The organism is Aeromicrobium sp. SP1, assembly GCF_055663785.1.
Genome location: NZ_JBQVVK010000001.1, coordinates 1,794,820 through 1,812,656 on the forward strand (window position 1 = coordinate 1,794,820; position 17,837 = coordinate 1,812,656).

General features: G+C 71.7%; 18 protein-coding genes and 1 tRNA gene. 5 read left to right on the top strand and 14 right to left on the bottom strand.

Features of this window, described 5'->3' with window-relative positions:
- Window positions 1-3 precede the first annotated feature (3 nt).
- From ACT26F_RS08835 to ACT26F_RS08855, 5 genes are all read right to left on the bottom strand, one after another.
- Complete coding sequence (locus ACT26F_RS08835) at window positions 4-966, bottom strand: Gfo/Idh/MocA family protein (protein ID WP_471670147.1); 963 nt, start codon at window positions 964-966, stop codon at window positions 4-6.
- 139 nt (window positions 967-1,105) lie between these two features.
- Window positions 1,106-1,178, bottom strand: a tRNA-Asn gene (locus ACT26F_RS08840).
- Window positions 1,169-1,741, bottom strand: a complete 573-nt coding sequence (locus tag ACT26F_RS08845) for a sigma factor (protein WP_471670148.1) — start codon at window positions 1,739-1,741, stop codon at window positions 1,169-1,171. Before ACT26F_RS08845 ends, ACT26F_RS08840 begins: the two co-directional genes overlap by 10 nt.
- Window positions 1,742-1,825: 84 nt before the next feature.
- Window positions 1,826-3,706 carry a DNA primase gene (dnaG, locus tag ACT26F_RS08850; RefSeq protein ID WP_471670149.1) on the bottom strand — a complete coding sequence of 627 codons (1,881 nt, stop codon included), beginning with the start codon at window positions 3,704-3,706 and terminating at the stop codon, window positions 1,826-1,828.
- 97 nt (window positions 3,707-3,803) lie between these two features.
- Complete coding sequence (locus ACT26F_RS08855; protein ID WP_471670150.1) at window positions 3,804-5,012, bottom strand: deoxyguanosinetriphosphate triphosphohydrolase; 1,209 nt, start codon at window positions 5,010-5,012, stop codon at window positions 3,804-3,806.
- A 67-nt stretch (window positions 5,013-5,079) separates the two neighbouring features.
- Here ACT26F_RS08855 and ACT26F_RS08860 point away from each other — a divergent pair, with 67 nt between their 5' ends.
- Window positions 5,080-5,868 carry a class I SAM-dependent methyltransferase gene (locus ACT26F_RS08860; protein ID WP_471670151.1) on the top strand — a complete coding sequence of 263 codons (789 nt, stop codon included), beginning with the start codon at window positions 5,080-5,082 and terminating at the stop codon, window positions 5,866-5,868.
- A 5-nt stretch (window positions 5,869-5,873) separates the two neighbouring features.
- Here ACT26F_RS08860 and ACT26F_RS08865 read toward each other — a convergent pair whose 3' ends face one another.
- From ACT26F_RS08865 to ACT26F_RS08885, 5 genes are read right to left on the bottom strand one after another with little or no spacing between them, the layout of a single operon-like run.
- Window positions 5,874-6,407: a DinB family protein gene (locus ACT26F_RS08865; RefSeq protein WP_471670152.1), complete on the bottom strand. Its 534-nt coding sequence runs from the start codon at window positions 6,405-6,407 to the stop codon at window positions 5,874-5,876.
- A 2-nt stretch (window positions 6,408-6,409) separates the two neighbouring features.
- Window positions 6,410-7,255, bottom strand: a complete 846-nt coding sequence (mutM, locus tag ACT26F_RS08870) for a bifunctional DNA-formamidopyrimidine glycosylase/DNA-(apurinic or apyrimidinic site) lyase (protein ID WP_471670153.1) — start codon at window positions 7,253-7,255, stop codon at window positions 6,410-6,412.
- Entirely contained in the window at window positions 7,239-7,988 is a 750-nt protein-coding gene (gene rnc / locus ACT26F_RS08875) for a ribonuclease III (RefSeq protein ID WP_471670154.1), read from the bottom strand. The genes mutM and rnc overlap by 17 nt, the downstream gene beginning before the upstream one ends.
- A 10-nt stretch (window positions 7,989-7,998) precedes the next feature.
- Complete coding sequence (gene rpmF / locus ACT26F_RS08880) at window positions 7,999-8,184, bottom strand: 50S ribosomal protein L32 (protein WP_471670155.1); 186 nt, start codon at window positions 8,182-8,184, stop codon at window positions 7,999-8,001.
- A gap of 2 nt (window positions 8,185-8,186) precedes the next feature.
- Window positions 8,187-8,687: a YceD family protein gene (locus ACT26F_RS08885; RefSeq protein ID WP_471670157.1), complete on the bottom strand. Its 501-nt coding sequence runs from the start codon at window positions 8,685-8,687 to the stop codon at window positions 8,187-8,189.
- 96 nt (window positions 8,688-8,783) lie between these two features.
- On the opposite strand from ACT26F_RS08885, the gene dinB reads away from it, so the two are divergent.
- Genes dinB through ACT26F_RS08900 form a run of 3 tightly spaced genes read left to right on the top strand, consistent with a single transcriptional unit; the run spans window position 8,784 to window position 12,718 of the window.
- Window positions 8,784-10,040 (top strand): DNA polymerase IV, encoded by a 1,257-nt coding sequence (gene dinB / locus ACT26F_RS08890; protein WP_471670158.1) that lies wholly within the window; start codon window positions 8,784-8,786, stop codon window positions 10,038-10,040.
- 46 nt (window positions 10,041-10,086) lie between these two features.
- Window positions 10,087-12,336, top strand: a complete 2,250-nt coding sequence (locus ACT26F_RS08895) for a SpoIIE family protein phosphatase (protein WP_471670159.1) — start codon at window positions 10,087-10,089, stop codon at window positions 12,334-12,336.
- Window positions 12,337-12,370: 34 nt separating this feature from the next.
- Window positions 12,371-12,718, top strand: coding sequence for an STAS domain-containing protein (locus ACT26F_RS08900; RefSeq protein WP_471670160.1), 348 nt, complete (start codon window positions 12,371-12,373; stop codon window positions 12,716-12,718).
- A 17-nt stretch (window positions 12,719-12,735) separates the two neighbouring features.
- Here ACT26F_RS08900 and coaD read toward each other — a convergent pair whose 3' ends face one another.
- Genes coaD through ACT26F_RS08920 form a run of 4 tightly spaced genes read right to left on the bottom strand, consistent with a single transcriptional unit; the run spans window position 12,736 to window position 17,517 of the window.
- The gene (gene coaD / locus ACT26F_RS08905) at window positions 12,736-13,212 is read right to left on the bottom strand and encodes a pantetheine-phosphate adenylyltransferase (RefSeq protein ID WP_471670161.1); all 477 of its coding nucleotides are present in this window, start codon (window positions 13,210-13,212) and stop codon (window positions 12,736-12,738) included.
- A 1-nt stretch (window position 13,213) separates the two neighbouring features.
- A complete protein-coding gene (rsmD, locus tag ACT26F_RS08910; RefSeq protein ID WP_471670162.1) occupies window positions 13,214-13,753 on the bottom strand; it encodes a 16S rRNA (guanine(966)-N(2))-methyltransferase RsmD in 540 nt (179 codons plus the stop codon).
- Window positions 13,750-15,921, bottom strand: coding sequence for an ATP-dependent DNA helicase RecG (locus tag ACT26F_RS08915; protein ID WP_471670163.1), 2,172 nt, complete (start codon window positions 15,919-15,921; stop codon window positions 13,750-13,752). Before ACT26F_RS08915 ends, rsmD begins: the two co-directional genes overlap by 4 nt.
- Window positions 15,922-17,517, bottom strand: coding sequence for a DAK2 domain-containing protein (locus ACT26F_RS08920; RefSeq protein ID WP_471670164.1), 1,596 nt, complete (start codon window positions 17,515-17,517; stop codon window positions 15,922-15,924).
- 105 nt (window positions 17,518-17,622) lie between these two features.
- Here ACT26F_RS08920 and rpmB point away from each other — a divergent pair, with 105 nt between their 5' ends.
- Complete coding sequence (gene rpmB, locus ACT26F_RS08925) at window positions 17,623-17,808, top strand: 50S ribosomal protein L28 (protein ID WP_471670165.1); 186 nt, start codon at window positions 17,623-17,625, stop codon at window positions 17,806-17,808.
- The last annotated feature ends 29 nt before the right edge of the window (window positions 17,809-17,837 follow it).

Sequence of the window (17,837 nt, forward strand, 5' to 3'; positions counted from 1 at the left end):
GACTCAGTGGCCGCGCGCGAGCTGTTCGTCGATGAGGCGGCGACCGTCGATGCTGAGTCGTGACCAACGTGGGTCCGAGGCGCCCGCGTCGATCTGGTCGAGGAAGGTCACGAGCTCATGGATCATCGTGTCGGCGGGCTCGACGGAGGGGACGTGGAAGAGCGCCTCGGTCGTGCCGTCGCGCCGGATGCGGGTGATCGAGGAGGTCTCGGCGGGATCGTCGAACACGAGGGTCCCGTCCTCGCCGTGGATGACGCTGGGGCCGAGGCCGGCGGCGATCTTGGAGTACTCGAGGTCCACGAGCGACGAGCCGTAGTCCAGGACCAGGCTCCCGCCGGCCTCGAATCCGTTGTCCAGCCAGACGCTCGCCCCGGTGGCGCGCGGGGGTGTTCCGAACAGGTCGAGCGCGGGTTGCAGGCAGTACACGCCGATGTCGGCGATCGCGGAGTTGCCCAGGCTCGGGTCGAAGGCGTTGATGGCCTCGCCCGACCGGAACCGGTCGTAGCGCGAGGAGTACTGCAGCTTCTCGATCCGGGCGTGACGCACCGTGCCGATGGACTCGAGCGCCTCCCGCAGGATGCGGTGGGCGGGGGTGTGCACGTTGCGGACGGCTTCCATCGCGACGACGCCATGGACGCGCGCGGCCTCGAGGATGCTCTCGACCTCGTCGGTCGAGGCGCCCATCGTCTTCTCGACCAACACGTGCCTGCCAGCGGTGATCGCGGCCATCGCCTGCTGGTGATGGGCCCCGATCGGGCTCGCGACGTAGACCGCATCGACGGCGTCGATCATCGCCTCGAGGTCATCGAACGCCCGGTCGGCGCCCACGCGGTCGGCGAACGTCCGGGCGCGGTCCAGGTCGCGCGAGCACACGGCCGCCGGGGTGGCACGGCCCGCCGTGAGGTGGCAGGTCGCGGCGAACCACTCGCTGATGAAGTTGGTCCCGACGATCCCGAAACGCATCATGTGGCCTTCCTTCGCCTGGTCATTCCCGCGCCCCAGCCATCATCCACCTCGTACGGACTCCCATGGACGAAGCACCCCTCGGGACTGCATGAGAAAACCCCGTCTGACCTGCGTGCGCAGGTCAGACGGGGTTGAGATGCTCCCCCGATTGGACTCGAACCAATAACCCTTCGATTAACAGTCGAATGCTCTGCCAATTGAGCTACGGGGGATCGGCTCCTGCGAGAGGAGCACGGCGACCAACTGTAGCAAGCCCCGCACGCAGATGCGAAAGCGCCCTCGCCTCCCGATCGCGGACCTCCCACGTGGTCAGACCGAGCCGCTCCCCCACCTCGCCGATCGTCAGTCCGACCCCGTCCGCGCAGAGCAGGCCGTACCGCAGTCCGACGACCGTCGCGAGTGGTCGAGGCAGGAAGCAGAGCAGGTCCGAAGCGGCCGAGGTGGGCGGCGGCACCAGCGCGACGGGCCGAGCCGTCGCCGGCGTCATGGCGCGCGAGATCCAGGTCCACGCGTACGTCGCCAGCCGCGTACCCCGGTCGGGGTCGAAGCGGTCGACGGCCTCGATGAGGCCCTCGATGCCCGCCGCGACGGCCTCGTCGAGCGCCTCACCCCGGTGCCCTAGGCGCAGGGCGTGCAGGACCACGTTGCGCAGGCCCGAGCAGATCAGCTCCTCGCGGGCCTCGCGATCACCGGCGGCCGCCCGCCTCGCCAGCAGCTGCTCGGCGTCGACAGGGAGCGGAGCCTGGGCCAGGGCACGGGAGACGAAGGGCGACATCGGTCCAGCGTCGCCGGGGCGAGCCGCCGTGGACAGACACGTACGCGGGGGTGTGGACCGCCGCGCGGTTCCCCACAGTCCGAGTCAGGACGAGAGCGCGCCCAGAGCCCGATCGCGGACGACACGGCGGCGCTGCTCGAGCGCGACGAGCTCGCCGAAGACCTCCGCGTACTCCGGCGCGGTCGGGTCGGTGCGCTGCAGGCGGGACTTGACGTCGGCGACCCGGCGGGCGATCGCGAGCTCCTGCAACCGCGCCAGCACGGCAGGCACGACGGCCGCGGCACCCTGCTCGGAGGAGTGCAGCGGCTCGACCGCGGCGATGCCCAGGACCCGGCGCAGGTCGTCGCCGGGCAGGCCGTCGGAGACCGCCGGCAGCCACGACGGATCCTCGCGATCGGGCAGGCCGTTCGCGATCAGGTGCCGCCACAGCTCACGGGCGACCGGATGCGAGAAGTCGTCCTCGGACACGTCGCCCGCGACGGCCTTCGCCAGGTGCGGGTACTGCGCGACCGCCTTGAGTGCCTCGCGCTCGTCGGCGAACTGCGGCCCGCCGAAGCTCGCGAACACGGGAGGCTGGGCGGCCGGCACCTCGGGCGCCTGGGTCGACCGCGTCGTCGCCTTCGTGGGGCCCGCCTTGGCAGCCTTGCGGTGCTCGGCGCGCACCATGTCCACGTCGACCCCGGCGCGGTTCGCGACCTCGCGCAGGAACTCCTCGACCTTCGAGGCGTCACGAATCGAGGACGCCAACTGGACGGACTCGCGGACCGCATCGATGCGCTGGTCACCCCGGTCGAGGTCGTACCGCGCGAGCGTGTTGTCGAGCACGAACCGGTAGAGGGGGATGCGCGAGGAGATCAGGTCCTGGACCGCGGCGTCGCCGTCGGTCAGCCGCAGGTCGCACGGATCCAGCCCGCGGGACTCGACCGCCACGTACGTCTGGCCGGCGAACTCCTGGTCGTTCTCGAACGCCTTGACCGCGGCTGCCTGGCCGGCCGCGTCACCGTCGAAAGAGAACACGACCTCGCCGTGGAACGCGTCGTGACCGAGCATGAGTCGGCGCAGGACGCGTGCATGCCCCTCACCGAACGCCGTGCCGCACGTCGCGACGGCCGTCAGCACGCCGGCCTGGTGGCAGGCCATGACGTCGGTGTACCCCTCGACGACGACGGCCTGACTGCGCTTGCGGATCGGGTCGCGGGCCAGGTCCAGACCGTAGAGCACCTGGGCCTTCCGGTAGATCGGGGTCTCGGAGGTGTTGACGTACTTGCCGCTCATGAAGTCGTCGTCGAACATCCGCCGCGCACCGAACCCGATGACCTCGCCGGAGATCTCCTTGATCGGCCACAGCAGTCGGCCCTGGAACGCGTCGTACGTGCCGCGCGCCGACCGGCGGGCCAGACCGCCCACGATGAGCTCGTCGTCGCTGAAGCCCTTGGCACGCAGGTGCTCCGAGAGCGCGCGGCCCGACTTCGGCGCCCAGCCCATCGAGAACACCTCGGCCGCGGCCTGGTCGAAGCCACGGTCGGTGACCAGTTGACGCCCCGGGGCCGCCTCGGCGGCGGACGTCAGCTGTTGGGCGTAGAACTCGGCGGCCGCCTTGTGCGCGAGCAGGAGGCGCTGGCGCTGGCCCGGATCGCGTCGCGGCCCGGACGGCGCACCGGTCTCCTCGTAGCGCAGCTGGACGCCGTACTTGTCGGCGAGCCGTTCGACGGACTCGGCGAACGTGAGTCCCTCGATCTCCATGAGGAACTTGATCCCGTCGCCACCGACGCCGCACCCGAAGCAGTGGTAGAAACCCTGCGCCGGACGCACGTTGAACGACGGCGACTTCTCGTCGTGGAAGGGGCACAGACCCTTGCGGGCGCCGCCCCCGGCGTTGCGGAGCGTGACGTACTGCTCGACCACCTCGTCGATCCGGACACGTTCGCGGACGAGTTGGATGTCCTCGTCCTTGATGCGTGCCATGCGGACATCCTAGGTGGAACCTCCGCGCTCACGAGATTTGCTCCAGAACTCACCTCGGAGGCACCGAAAGAGGTGAGATTTGGAGCAAATCTCGGGGTCAGCCGAGGAGTCGCCGGGCCCAGGCGAAGGCCGAGGTGTCCGTCAGGCTCGCGACCTGGTCGACGATCACGCGCGTGCGCTCCGGATCGGTGTCCGCGGCGCGGAAGTCGGCGGCGAACTCCGGCTCCAGTTCGCCCTCGCCCTTGAGCCGCAGGTGCGCGACGAGGCCCTTGATGAGCTCGCGCTGGTTCTCCAGGTCCTTGACCCGCAGGTCCGCGCGCATGATGTGGTGTGCGGCCAGCGACTTCAGCACGTTGATCTCGTCGAGGGTGTCGGCGGGGACCTCGAGGTTCGCCTCGTACCGGACGAGCGGGCCGGGCCCCCACGCCTCCACCGTCGCCGCGTAGGCCGCCGCCGCGAACCGCCCGATGAGCGCGCTCGTGAGGCTCTTGAGCACCGCCTGCGACGCCCGCTCCCCCGTGAACGGACCCGTGGGCCATTCCGGCAGTGCCGTCAGTCGCGCCAGGGCGGCGTCCAGCCGGTCATCCGTCGCGCCCGGGTCGTACCAGTCGCGGGCCACGAACCAGGACCCCGCCGTGTCGAGGTCGCCGGCGAGGTTGAACCACCCGCCCACGACGCCGTCCTCGACGTCGTGCACCGAGTACGCGATGTCGTCGGACAGGTCCATGACCTGCGCCTCCATCGTCAGGCGGCCCTGCGTGCGCAGCCAGTCGAAGACGGGCACGTCGTCGGCGTAGACGCCGAACTTGGCGGTGGCGCGCTCGCCCCGGCGCCACGGGTACTTCACGCACGAGGACAGGGTCGCCCGGGTCAGGTTCAGGCCCACGCTGCGGCCGTCGGCGTCGACGGTCTTGGACTCGAGACGACTGAGGATCCGCAGGGTCTGCGCATTGCCCTCGAACCCGCCGACCGACGTGGCCACCTCGTTGAGCGCGATCTCGCCGTTGTGCCCGAACGGCGGATGCCCGAGGTCGTGGGACAGCGCGGCCGAGTCGACGATCTCCGGGTCGCAGCCGAGGCTCTTGCCCAGCTCGCGGGCGACCTGGGCCACCTCCAGCGAGTGGGTCAACCGGTTGCGCACGAAGTCGTCGGTGCCCGCGCCCATGACCTGGGTCTTGCCGGCGAGCCGGCGCAGCGCCGACGAGTGCAGGATCCGGGCCCGGTCGCGCTCGAAGGACGTGCGCCCAGAGCGCTTGGGGGGTTCGGCGACGAAGCGCTCCACCGCCTCCGGCCCGTACGACTCCACGCGGTCACCCTAGACGGACGCCCGGGTCTACGCTGCAAGGAAGCGTTCCCCCGGGAGGTCGAGCATCATGACCGATCACGATTCATCGCCCCTGTTCGCCGTCGCCGCCGAGTCCTACGACCGGCTCATGGGACGGTTCCTGCCCACGCTCGCGGTGGCCTTCGCCGACATGGCGCGGGTCGAGCCGGGCCAGCGTGCCCTCGACGTCGGCTGCGGACCAGGGGGCCTCACGGCCGAGCTCGTCCGTCGACTCGGCCCGGAGTCCGTCGCGGCCATCGATCCCTCGCCCACGTTCGTCGCGGCCTGCCGGGAACGACAGCCCCGGGTCGACGTCCGCCAGGGCTCCGCGGAGGACCTGCCGTGGGACGACGACGCCTTCGATGTCACCCTCGGCTCGCTCATCGCCGGCTTCCTCACCGACCCGGCGACCGCGGCGCGTGAGCTGCGACGGGTGACCCGGCCGGGCGGCGCCGTCGGACTGTGCTTCTGGGAGCAGGACCGCATGCCCCTGCTCGCGACCTTCTGGGGCGCCGTCTTCAGCATCGACCCCGACGCACGCGGTGAGGGTGACCTGTTCGGCCGGCGGGAGGGCGAACTCGGGAGCCTGCTGCGCGAGTCCGGGCTGGAGGACGTCCAGGAGGGCTCCCTCGTCGCGACCGCCCAGTACGCCGACGGGGACGACTGGTGGTCGTCGTTCACGGGCGGAGCCGGTCCGGTGGGCGCGCAGTACCTGCGGATGGACGACGAGCAGCGGCGCGAGGTGCGCCGGCTCGCGCTCGCACGGCTCGGCGACCCGACCGGGCCGTTCACGCTCGACGCTTACGCGTGGAGCGCGGTCGGCCGCGTCCCCGCCTGAGTGGCCTACTCCCCCGTGCGGCCGTCGATCGCCTCGCGGAGCAGGTCGGCGTGGCCGTTGTGGCGCGCGTACTCCTCGATGAGGTGGACGAGGATCTCACGCAGGACGAGGGCGCCGCGGGACTCGCTGGCCGCCGGCAGCGCGAGGTCCTGGATGGTCTCGACGAGCTGCTCACCGTGCGCGACCTCGGCCCGCCACGTGGCCCACGCCTCCGCGACGACCTCGTCGTCGGCGACGGCACCGTCGAAGTCATCGTCGTTGCCGTCGACCCAGTAGTGCGGCGGAGCGGTCTCGCCGGCGAGCACCTCCCGGAACCACACCCGCTCGACGTCGGCGAGGTGTCGCACGAGGCCCAGCAGCGACATCGTCGACGGCGGCACCGACCGGCGAGCCATCTGCTCGGCGTCCAGGCCGTCGCACTTCAGCTGCAGCGTCAGTCGGTGGTACCGCAGGTAGTCGAGCAGGATCGGTCGCTCGTCGGTGTGCGGCCCGCCGCCTTGGCGCGGGTCGAGTTCGGGGTCCATCCACTGTCCGGTCACGGTCACCACCTTCCGTGGCGCGGGCGCGGTTGGCAATGCGGGCAGCGGTAGGACGAGCGATTCATGAACGGCTCCCGCACGATCGGCGTGCCACAGCGCCCGCACGGCTCGCCCTCCTGGCCGTAGGCGTTCAGGGAGCGGTCGAAGTAGCCGCTCTGCCCGTTGACGTTCACGTACAGCGCGTCGAACGAGGTGCCGCCCTGCGCGAGTGCCTCGGTCATGACGTCGCGCACGTGGCCGATCAGCGTCGTCGCCTCGGCGATGCGCAGCGTGCGGGTGTTGCGGGCGTAGTGCAGCGGTGTGCGCCACAGCGCCTCGTCGGCGTAGATGTTTCCGACGCCCGAGACGAGGGTCTGGTCGAGGAGCGCGCGCTTGACGCCGGTCTCCTTGCGGCGCAGGCGGCGGACGAAGTCGGCGTCGTCGAAGGCCGCGTCGAGCGGATCGAGCGCGATGTGGTCGATCTCCAGCGGCGGGTCGGTCTCGCTGACCGACATGCCGCCGAAGATCCGCTGGTCGACGAACCGCAGTTGGCGGCCGTCGTCGAGGTCGAGCGTGATCCGCAGGTGGCGCGGCGGCGGCGCCGTGGGATCGGCGACGAGCGCCTGGCCGCTCATGCCCAGGTGGGTCAGGACGGATGAGCCGTCGTCGAGGACCAGCCACAGGTACTTGCCGCGACGGTGGGCCGCCTCGACGCGACGACCGGCGAGGCGGGCGACGAAGTCGGAGGGCCCGGAACCGTGACGACGGACCGAACGGGCGTCGTGGACCGTGGTCGCGACGATCGTGCGGCCGACGACGTGGTCGTCGAGACCGCGGCGGACGACCTCGACCTCAGGAAGCTCCGGCACCCGCGGACTCGGCGGACTCCGACAGCGCGGACTCGGCGGCGGCGGCGTTGGCGGCCTCGCTGATCGAGCGCCACGCGATCTCGGCCACCATCTGCTCGGCGTCCTTCTTGGACCGCCCGGTGCCGCCGTCGAACGACCGCTCGCCGAGCGAGACGGAGGCGGTGAAGGTCTTGTCGTGGTCGGGGCCGGTGCCCTCGAGGTGGTAGACCGGCACACCGAAGCCGTGGGCTGCGGAGATCTCCTGCAGCGAGGTCTTCCAGTCGAGGCCGGCGCCCAGTTCGGCCGCCGTCGCGATCACGGGGTCGAAGATGCCGTGGATGACGTCGGCCGCGCGCTCGATGCCGAACTGGACGAAGACCGCGCCGAGCACGGCCTCCATGCCGTCGGACAGGATCGACGGCTTGTCCCGGCCGCCGGAGGCCTCCTCGCCGCGACCGAGCCGCAGGTGGTCGCCCAGGCCGAGGGTGCGGGCGACCTCCGCGAGCGCCTTGGCGCTGACGACGGCGGCGCGCAGCTTCGCCAGCTGACCCTCGGGCAGGTCGGGATGACCGCGGAACAGGGTCTCGGTCACGACCAGGCCGAGCACCGAGTCGCCCAGGAACTCCAGGCGCTCGTTGTTCGGGATCTGGCCGTTCTCGTACGAGAACGAGCGATGCGTCAGGGCATGGGTCAGCAACCCGGGGTCCAGGTCGGGGACCCCAAGGGTCTCGCTCAGTGCCTCAAGGTCGGGCACGTCGTTCAGGTCAGAGGACCTGGCGACGCTCGCCGCGGGCGCCGTACTGGCCGCACTCGGCGCAGGCGCGGTGCGGGACCACCTTCGCGTTGCAGGCCGGGTTGGCGCAATCGACGGTGGCGACGGGGGTCGTCTTCCACGCCGAACGGCGGTGCCGGGTGTTGCTGCGCGACATCTTCCGCTTCGGGACTGCCACGGTTACTCCTCAGGTCGTTCGGTCAGTTCGGTCAGCGCCGACCACCGGGGGTCGATCGCGTCTCCGTGTGCGTGATCGGGATCGTCCGCGAGCCGCACCCCGCACTCGGGGCACAGTCCCGGACATTCCGGATCACACAACGGGTTGTGCGGCAGTGCGAGCACCACCGCGTCCCGCAGGACGGGCTCGAGGTCGAGCAGGTCTCCCTCGAGGGCCAGTTCGTCCTCGCCCGCGTCGTCGTAGAGGTAGAGCTCCTGGAAGTCGACGTCGAGATCGCTCTCGACACCGATCAGACAGCGCACGCACTCGCCGACGGCGTGGACCGAGGTCGTTCCGGTGGCGAGAACTCCGTCCATCACGGCCTCGAGCCGCAGCTCGAGATCGATGGGCGAACCCTCGGGAACACCGAAGACGTCGAGGCCGAGATCGGCCGGCGCATCCACGACGAGCTCGTACGACTTCTCGGTTCCGGGTCGACGTCCCAACACGTGGGTGTCGATCACCAATGGACCGGAAGACACAGCAAGCCCCTCATCGAGTGCACCAGAAGACCACGGCCCGCAAACGGGCCAACGTCCATCTTAGCCCGGAGCCCCGTCGTGAAGCCAATCGCGGGTCTGCGGACGTCGACCGGCCGGACTGTCGGTGCCGGCTGCGACCATCCGGGCATGGACCAGGAGCGGATCGGAGGCATCCTGCACGCCGACCTCGACGCGTTCTACGCCTCCGTCGAGCAGCGTGACGACCCTGCCCTGCGAGGACGTCCGGTCATCGTGGGCGGCGGTGTCGTGCTCTCGGGGTCCTACGAGGCGCGGGCCCGCGGGGTCCGGACCGCGATGGGCGGGCGCCAGGCCCTGCGGCTGTGCCCCGACGCCGTCGTCGTCCCACCGCGGTTCGAGGCCTACGTCGCGGCCAGCAAGGCCGTGTTCACGATCTTTCGCGACATCACCCCCGTCGTGCAGCCGCTGTCGATCGACGAGGCGTTCCTGGACGTGTCCGGGCTCAGGCGGCTGCGCGGCCCGGCACTGCCGATCGCCCGCGAGCTGCGCGAACGGGTCCGCGTCGAGGCCGGGCTGCCGATCTCGGTCGGCATCGCCCGCACGCCCTACCTCGCGAAGGTCGCCAGCACCCTCAGCAAGCCCGACGGGCTGCTGGTGGTGCCGACGGACGGCGAGCTGGAGTTCCTGCACCGGCTGCCCGTCGAGCGACTGTGGGGCGTCGGCGACGTCACCGCCGCCAAGCTGCACGCCGTCCGCGCACGCACCGTGGCCGACGTCGCCCGGATGACGCCCGGAGAGCTCGCGGCGATCGTCGGCAAGGGCGCGGCGCACCACCTGCACGCGCTCGCGAACGGCCACGACCCTCGCACAGTGCAGACCCACGTCGGGCGTCGCTCCATCGGGGCTCAGCACGCCCTCGGCGGCCGGGGCAAGACGTTCGCGGAGGCCGATCTGGCCCTGCTGGCGCTGTGTGACAAGGTCTGCCGCCGGATGCGCAAGGCCGGCCGAACGGCCGCCACCGTGACCGTCCGGCTGCGCTTCGGCGACTTCCGCCGGTCCACCTCGTCGCGCACGCTGCCCCGACCCACCGAGAGCACGCAGGCCGTCACGGAGACCGCTCGCGCCCTGCTGGCCGCCCGGCGCGACGAGATCGTGCGCGACCGGATCACCCTCGTCGGGGTCGCCCTGTCGGGGCTCGACGACCACGGCGCCCAGCTCGTCCTGCCGTTCGAGGACGGGCCCGGCCCGATGCTCGACGCGGCGCTGGACCAGGTGTGGGCCAGGTTCGGCACCGACGCCCTGCGGCGCGGCAGTCTGGTCGGGCGCGGATCCGACCGCAGATCGTACGTCGAATGACCACGCTCCCGGCTACGCTCAACTCGACATCCGCCGAAAGGACCCCGTGAGATCGCAGCAGCCCGACCACGCCCCGGCTTATGAGGCTCCCGACCTCACCACCTGCGATCGCGAGCCGATCCACGTGCCCGGGGCGATCCAACCCCACGGACTGCTGCTGGCCCTCGGCGAGGACGACCTGATCGAGGTCGTCTCCGCGAACGCCTCGACCATGATCGGCGTGGACTCCGCCGCCCTGCGCGGGCGACCGCTGTCCGACGTGCTCGGCGAGGCCGCCCCCCTGGTCCACGACGCGCTGGACCAGCAGGAGTCCGTCGCGGCCCGCCGGGCCGTCCTTCCCGCCGGCGGCGTGCTCGGCGGTCGTGAGGTCGACGTGCTCGTGCACCGTTCGGCGGAGCGGATCGTGGTCGAACTGGAGCCGGTGGCCGCCGCCGGGGCCTCGGTGACGCACCGCGCCGCCCGGGCAGCCGTGTCCCGCCTGACCCAGGCCGACTCGGTCGTCGAGCTGTGCGAGCAGCTGGCCATCGAGATCCGCGACCTGACCGGCTTCGACCGGGTCATGGTCTACCGCTTCGACGCCCAGTGGAACGGCGAGGTCGTGGCCGAACAGCGCCGCGAGGACCTCAACCCCTTCCTGGGGCTGCACTACCCCGCCACCGATATTCCCGCGCAGGCACGGCGGCTCTACACCGAGAACTGGACCCGGCTGATCCCCGACGTGGCCTACACGCCGGTCCCCCTCGACCCGGTGTTCGACCCGCAGAGCGGCCTCCCGCTCGACCTGTCCCACTCGACCCTGCGGAGCGTGTCGCCCATTCACCTCGAGTACCTGTCGAACATGGGCGTGACCGCCTCCATGTCCGTGTCGATGGTGCGCGGCGGACAGTTGTGGGGACTGGTCGCGTGCCATCACTACTCGGGTCCGCACCACGTCCCGTTCGACGTGCGCAATGCCGCCGAGTTCCTCGGCCAGAGCGCCTCGCTCCTGATCGGCGACCGGTCTCGCGCCGCCGACCAGAGCGCCGAACTGGGAGCGATGCAGGCCCTGTCCGACCTGATGGCACGGGTCAGCGAGACGCGCGGCTCGGTCCACGACCGGCTCATCGTCGACCCGGCCATGACCGAGGTCGTGGGAGCGACCGGCGCGGCGGCCTGGGTCGAGGGACGCCTCATGACGACCGGCGCGGTCCCTCCGGCGCCCGTGCTGCACCGGATCGCCGACCTCCTGCACCGCGACGACGGGGCCGCCGCGGCCTCCGACCACCTCGCCGCTCTCGACCCGGCGCTGGCCGCCTACGCCGACACGGCCGCGGGGGCCCTCGTCGTCTCGACCGGCGACGAGCGGTGGAAGGTCTGGGTGCGTCCGGCCCAGGTGCACACGGTCGACTGGGGCGGCGACCCGCACAACAAGCAGCTCGCCGCCAGCGAGGGTGACGACGTCCGACTGAGCCCACGCAAGTCGTTCGACCTGTGGCGCGAGGTCGTGCGCGACCGCAGCGAGCCGTGGGCCCCGTGGCATCTGGTCGTCGCGGACGAACTGCGCAGCCGGATCTCCCACGAGCTCGTGCGGCGCACCCGCGACCACCTCGCCCTGGCCGAGTCCCTGCAGAGGGCCCTCGTGCTGGACGACGCTCCCCACCTCCCCGGCTACGAGGCCCTGGCGAGGTACCGGCCCGCGGCCGACATCCAGCTCGGCGGCGACTGGTGGGACGTGTTCGAGCTTCCGGACGGCCGCACCGCGCTCGTCGTCGGCGACGTCTCCGGTCACGGCGTCCAGGCGGCCACCGCGATGGCCCAGGTGCGCACGTGCGTCCGCGCCTATGCCCTCGACGGGCACCCGCCTGCAGCGGTGCTCGATCGACTCGACCAGTTCGTCGACCGCACGATGCCCGGCCGCACCGCGACGGTCGTGCTGGCAGCCCTCGATCCGGCGACCGGCGAGCTCGAGATGGCCAACGCCGGCCACCCGTCGCCCCTGCTCGTCGGCGACGACGGCGTCACGGTCCTACCGTCGGCCGGACGTCCGTTGATCGGCGCCGGCACGGGCACGGCGCGCACCGACCGTCTGGTCATGGCCCCGGGCGACGTCCTGCTCCTGTTCACCGACGGCGTCTTCGAACGCCGCGACGAGCCCGCCGACCAGTCGCTGGGTCGGCTGCTGCGGACGGTCGAGAACGACGGCCGGACCCGCAACGTCGACCTCACGGCCCTGCTGGACCGCATCTTCGCCTCCGACACCGGTACCCTCGAGGACGATCTGACCGTCGTGGCCGTGCGCCGCGAGCCCTCGCGATGACGCCCGCAGGTCCGCGGGTCAGAATGGACCCACCATGAGCGACGCCCCCACCGCCCTGACCATCGCCCGCGACGACCGGGACGATTTCCAGGTCTTCGTCCTGCGCGGCGACATCGACATCGCGTCCTCGATGACCTTACGCGAGGAGCTGCTCCGCGCGGCTCCCAGCGGCGACGAGCACATGGTCGTCGACCTGAGCAGCGTCGGCTTCATGGACTCCTCGGGCCTGGCCGCCCTCGTGGGGGCGTGGAAGGTCGTGCGTGACCGCGGCAGCTTCCGCATCGCCGGACCCAACCCGGCCGTCACGCGCGTGCTGACGATCACGGGCATGGAGGACGTCTTCGAGATCCATCCCGATCTCGCGAGCGCCATCGCCCGCTGACTCGGGCGATCCGCGGGTCAGTGCCCGAAGGACGCGTCGAGCGCGTTCATGACGTGCTTGGGGACCAGCCCCGTGACGTCGCCGCCGTGCTTGGCGACCTCCTTGACGAGGCTGGAGGCGATGAACGTGTAGTCCGGCGACGTCGGGATGAAGACCGTGTCGATCCCCGTGAGGTTGCCGTTCATCTGCGCCATCTGCAGCTCGTAGTCGAAGTCGGACACCGCCCGCAGGCCCTTGACGATCGCCTGGACGTCGTTCTGGGCGCAGTAGTCGACGAGCAGTCCCGAGTAGGAGTCGAGCGTCACGTTCTCCAGCTCGTTCGTGGCCGTGGCGATCAGGTCGATCCGCTGCTCGGTCGTGAACAGGCCCTTCTTGGCCTCGTTGACCAGGACCACGACGACGACCTCGTCGAACAGGTACGACGCCCGCTCGATGATGTCGAGGTGCCCGTTCGTGACGGGATCGAAGGAGCCGGGGCACACCACGCGCGTCATGTCAGCGACCGTACCAAAGGCGGGTCTCGCCGTAGGCCTTGTCACGGAGCGCGTCGAATCCGTCCGGCCAGGTGAACGGATCGCGGCTCGACCGCTCGACGACGACGACGGCGTCGGGGGCCAGCGAGGGCCGCAGGGCCGTCACGATCGCAGCCACGTCGGCCGTCGGCAGCGCGTACGGCGGGTCGATGAACACGAGGTCCCACGGACCACCCGGACGGGCGACGAATCGCTCGACCGTGGAGCGGTGGACCCGCGCCGGCGCGGCCAGGTCGGCCACGTTCCGCTGGATCGTGCGCACGACCCGGCCGTCGGACTCGACGAGGTCGGCGTGCTCGGCCCCGCGGGAGACCGCCTCGAGCCCCAGCGCGCCCGAGCCGGCGAACAGGTCGAGCGCGCGGACCCCCTCGAACCCGCCGAGCAGAGAGTTGAGCGCGGCGAACAAGGACTCGCGCACCCGGTCGGAGGTCGGCCGAGTGCCGTCGCCGGGCGGGGTCGCGAGCCGGCGACCGCCCCAGCGGCCCGCGATGATCCGGGTCACGCCCGCTCCAGGAAGTCGGCGCGCTCTGACTCCTCGAGCCGGCGGATCGAGGCCTCGAGGTCGGGAGGGACGTCACCGGACCGCAGCACCGCCACGGCGGCATCCCGGGCGGAGGCGATGACGTCCTCGTCGCGCACCACCGACAGCAGGCGCAGGCTGGACCGCACCCCGGACTGGCGCGCGCCGAGCACGTCGCCCTCGCGGCGCAACTCGACGTCGAGCCGCGACAACTCGAACCCGTCGGTGCTCGCGGCCACGGCGTCGAGGCGCTGCCGGGCGGCGGTGCCGGCCGGTGACCCGGTGACGAGCAGGCACAGGCCCGGCTCGCTCCCCCGGCCCACGCGGCCTCGCAGCTGGTGCAGCTGCGAGACGCCGAAGCGATCCGCGTCCATGACGACCATCATCGTGGCGTTGGGCACGTCGACGCCGACCTCGACGACCGTCGTGGCGACCAGGACGTCGACCTCGCCCGCGGCGAACGCGGCCATCGTGGCGTCCTTCTCGTCGGCCGCCATCCGGCCGTGCAGGCGGCCGAGCCGCAGTCCCGCGAGCGGGCCCTCGGCGAGCGCGTCGGCCAGCTCGACCAGACCCACCGTGGGCCGCTGCTCCTCGCCGTCGTCATCGTCCGGCGGCACGTCGTCGTCGGCCGGGGCCTCGCCGATGCGTGAGACGACGACGTACGCCTGACGCCCCTTGCCGACCTCCTCGTGCACGCGCGCCCACGCCCGCTCGAGCCACGTCGGCTGCTCGGCGACGGGCACGACGTTGGTCTGGATGGGCTGACGTCCCGCGGGCAGCTCGCGCAGCGTGGAGACCTCGAGGTCTCCGAAGACCGTCATCGCGACGGTGCGCGGGATCGGGGTGGCCGTCATGACCAGGACGTGCGGACTGACGCCGTCGGCCGCCGCCGTGCGATCGGCCAGCGCCGCGCGCTGCTCGACGCCGAATCGGTGCTGCTCGTCGACGACCACGAGGCCCAGGTCGGCGAACTGCACGGTCTCCTCCAGCAGCGCATGCGTGCCCACGACGATCCCGGCCTCGCCCGACACGATGTCGAGCAGGGCGGGCTTGCGCGCCTTGACACCCATCGACCCCGTCAGCAGCCGCACCCGGGTGGCGTGCTCGGCGCCACCGAGCATGCCGCCCTTCGCGAGGTCACCGAGCATCCGCTCGATGCTGCGGTGGTGCTGCGTGGCCAGCACCTCGGTGGGCGCGAGCAGCGCGGCCTGTCCGCCGGAGTCGACGACCTGGAGCATCGCGAGAAGCGCCACGATCGTCTTGCCCGAGCCGACCTCGCCCTGCAGCAGGCGGTGCATGGGGTGCGTCGCGGCGAGGTCCTGGTCGATCTCGCCGGCGACCAGTTCCTGCCCCTCGGTGAGCCGGAACGGCAGCCGCTTCTCGAACTCGATGCGGATGCCGTCGCCGCGACCGGGACGGGCGACCGCACGCCGGGTCTCGGAGTCGAGCCGTCGCCGGGCGAACACGCTCTGCACCTCGAAGGCCTCCTCGAAGCGGAACCGGGTCTGGGCGAAGACCCAGTCGGAGCGCTTGCGGGGGCGGTGGACGTACTCGTAGGCCGTCGGCGCGTCGAGCAGGCCGCGCTCGGAGCGGATCGCGGCGGGAATCGGCTCGGGGAACGCGTCGACCACGTCGAGCGCGAGGTGGACGGTCCGCTCGACCTCCCACGACGTCAGCCCCGCCGCCGCCGGGTAGATCGGCAGGGCCGTGCCGCCGCGGCCGAGGTCGGCGAGCGTCTTGCCCGCGGGCAGCTCGCGCATCTGCGGCGAGGCGAGCTGGAGCCTGCCCTGGTAGACCGACACCTCACCGGACAGCAGCTGCTGGCTGCCGACGGGGGTCTTGGCGATGGCGTACTGGTTGAAGAAGACGGCCTCCATCGTGGCGCGGCCGTCGGACAGCGTGACCACGACCCGGAACTTGCGCGGGTTGCTGCGGAACGACAGGCGCTTGACGTCGAGCACGGTGGCCACGAACACGACGACCTGGCCGGGCTCGAGGTCGTCGAACGAGTCCGGGTGCTCGAGGTCGATGTAGCGGCGCGGGTAGTGCCGCAGCAGGTCGCCGACCGTGCGGTACCCGAACGCCTTCTCCAGCTTGGCGGCCGAGTCGCCGACGACGGTGGTCAGCCGGGTGTCGAAGTCGACGGCCACTCACTCCACCGCCAGGAAGAGGGTGTACGTGGGCTGGTCGCCGCCGAGGACGTCGACGTCGACGTGCGGCGACTCGCGGCGGACGCGCTCCGCGAGCTCCTTGGTCGTGGCCGGGTCACAGTCGCGGCCCGCCACGAGCGTGACGATCTCGGCGTTCGCGAGGTCGAGCCGGTTCAGGACGTCGTACGCGACGTCGGCCTGCGACGAGCCGACGAAGGCGAAGTCGCCGTTCACGACGCCCAGCACGTCGCCGGCCCGGCAGGGCCCGGCCATCGTGATGCCGTCCTCCGCGGCGATCGTGACGGCTCCGTGCCGGGTCGCACCGGCGGCGTTCGACATGGCGACCGTGACGACGTCGAACGGACGTCCCGGATCGTGCACGGCGAGCGCGGCCAAAGCCTGCACCTGGACCGTCGTCGGCAGCACTGCGACCCGCGCACCGTGGTCGCGCGCCGCCGCGGCAGCGGCCTCGAACATCGGCACGTACCCGGCGCGGTTGGGCAGGCAGATGACCTCCTCGGCGCCGCTGCCCGAGATCGCCGCCGCGACCTCGGCGACGCTGAGCGGGTGGTCGGGACCGAACTCGAGGGCGATGCCGCCGGCGCGAACGGTGATGTCGGCCAGGCCCGGACCGGTGACCGCGCTGAGGATCGCCCGGCCGACGCGAGCCGGTGTCGGGCGGGAGACCTGCTCGGCGAAGTGGGTGACGGTGATCTTGAAGGGCGCACCGGCGGCCAGGCCGGCCTCGATCGCGGCGCCGACGTCGTCGACGTGGATGTGCACGTTCCACAGGCCGTCGCCGCCGACGACGACGAGTGAGTCGCCCAGCTCCTCGAGGGCCTGCCGCAGGGCGCCGATCCGGTCGTCCTGCGCGCGCAGCAGGTACATGACCTCGTACGCCGGGCCGTTCGCGTCCAGGTCGGCGCCGGCCTCCACGATCGGGACGGGCACGGTGGCCGGACGCGGCGAGGGCTGACGGCCGGTGAGCGCGAAGGCGACCGAGTCGAGCACCACGACGAGGGCCCGGGCCCCGGCGTCGACGACCCCGGCGCGGGCGAGCAGTTCGAACTGGGTGGGTGTCAGGGCCAGCGCCTCGCGGGCCGCACCCGCAGCGGCGTCGAAGACCAGCTTCGGGTCCTGCTCCCGCGAGGCGGCCTCCCGTGCGGCGGCGGCGGCCGCGGCGGCGACGGTGAGGATCGTGCCCTCCTGCGGGCGCCCGACGGCGCCGTAGGCGGCCGTGGACGCCGCTGCGAGGGCATCGGCGACGTCGGCGGACTCGACGGCGTCGGCGCAACCGCGCAACGCGCGCAGGCTCCCGCGCACGAGCTCGGCCAGGATCGTGCCGGAGTTGCCGCGCGCGCCGATCAGCAGACCCTCGGCGTAGGCGCGCATGAGCTCGAAGAGCCCGTCCTCGGGCGGCACGGCGTCGATGGCCTCGAGCCCCGCGACGAACGTGAAGTACGCATTCGTCCCGGTGTCGCCGTCGGGCACGGGGAAGACGTTGAGCGCGTCGATCTCGTCGCGCGCCACCGCGAGCGACTCGGTGCACAAGCGTGCCCACGCGCGGAAGCGCGCGTTGTCGATCCGCAGAGCCATGGGTTGAGACTAGCGATGCGCAGTGACGCGATTCGCGTTCGGCGCACCGGGTCGGGTATGGTGGAGAGGTTGTATTTCCCCCGAACGAATTCAGGAGTGGTCGCCGTGGCAGCCGTCTGCGATGTGTGCGGCAAGGGACCGGGCTTCGGCCACAACGTGTCCCACTCGCACCGACGCACCAAGCGTCGTTTCGATCCGAACATCCAGCGCGTCCGCGCCATCGTCGAGGGCACTCCGAAGCGGCTCAACGTCTGCACCGGTTGCCTGAAGGCCGGCAAGGTCTCGCGCTGAGACGTTCACGATCATGAAGACGACGGTGG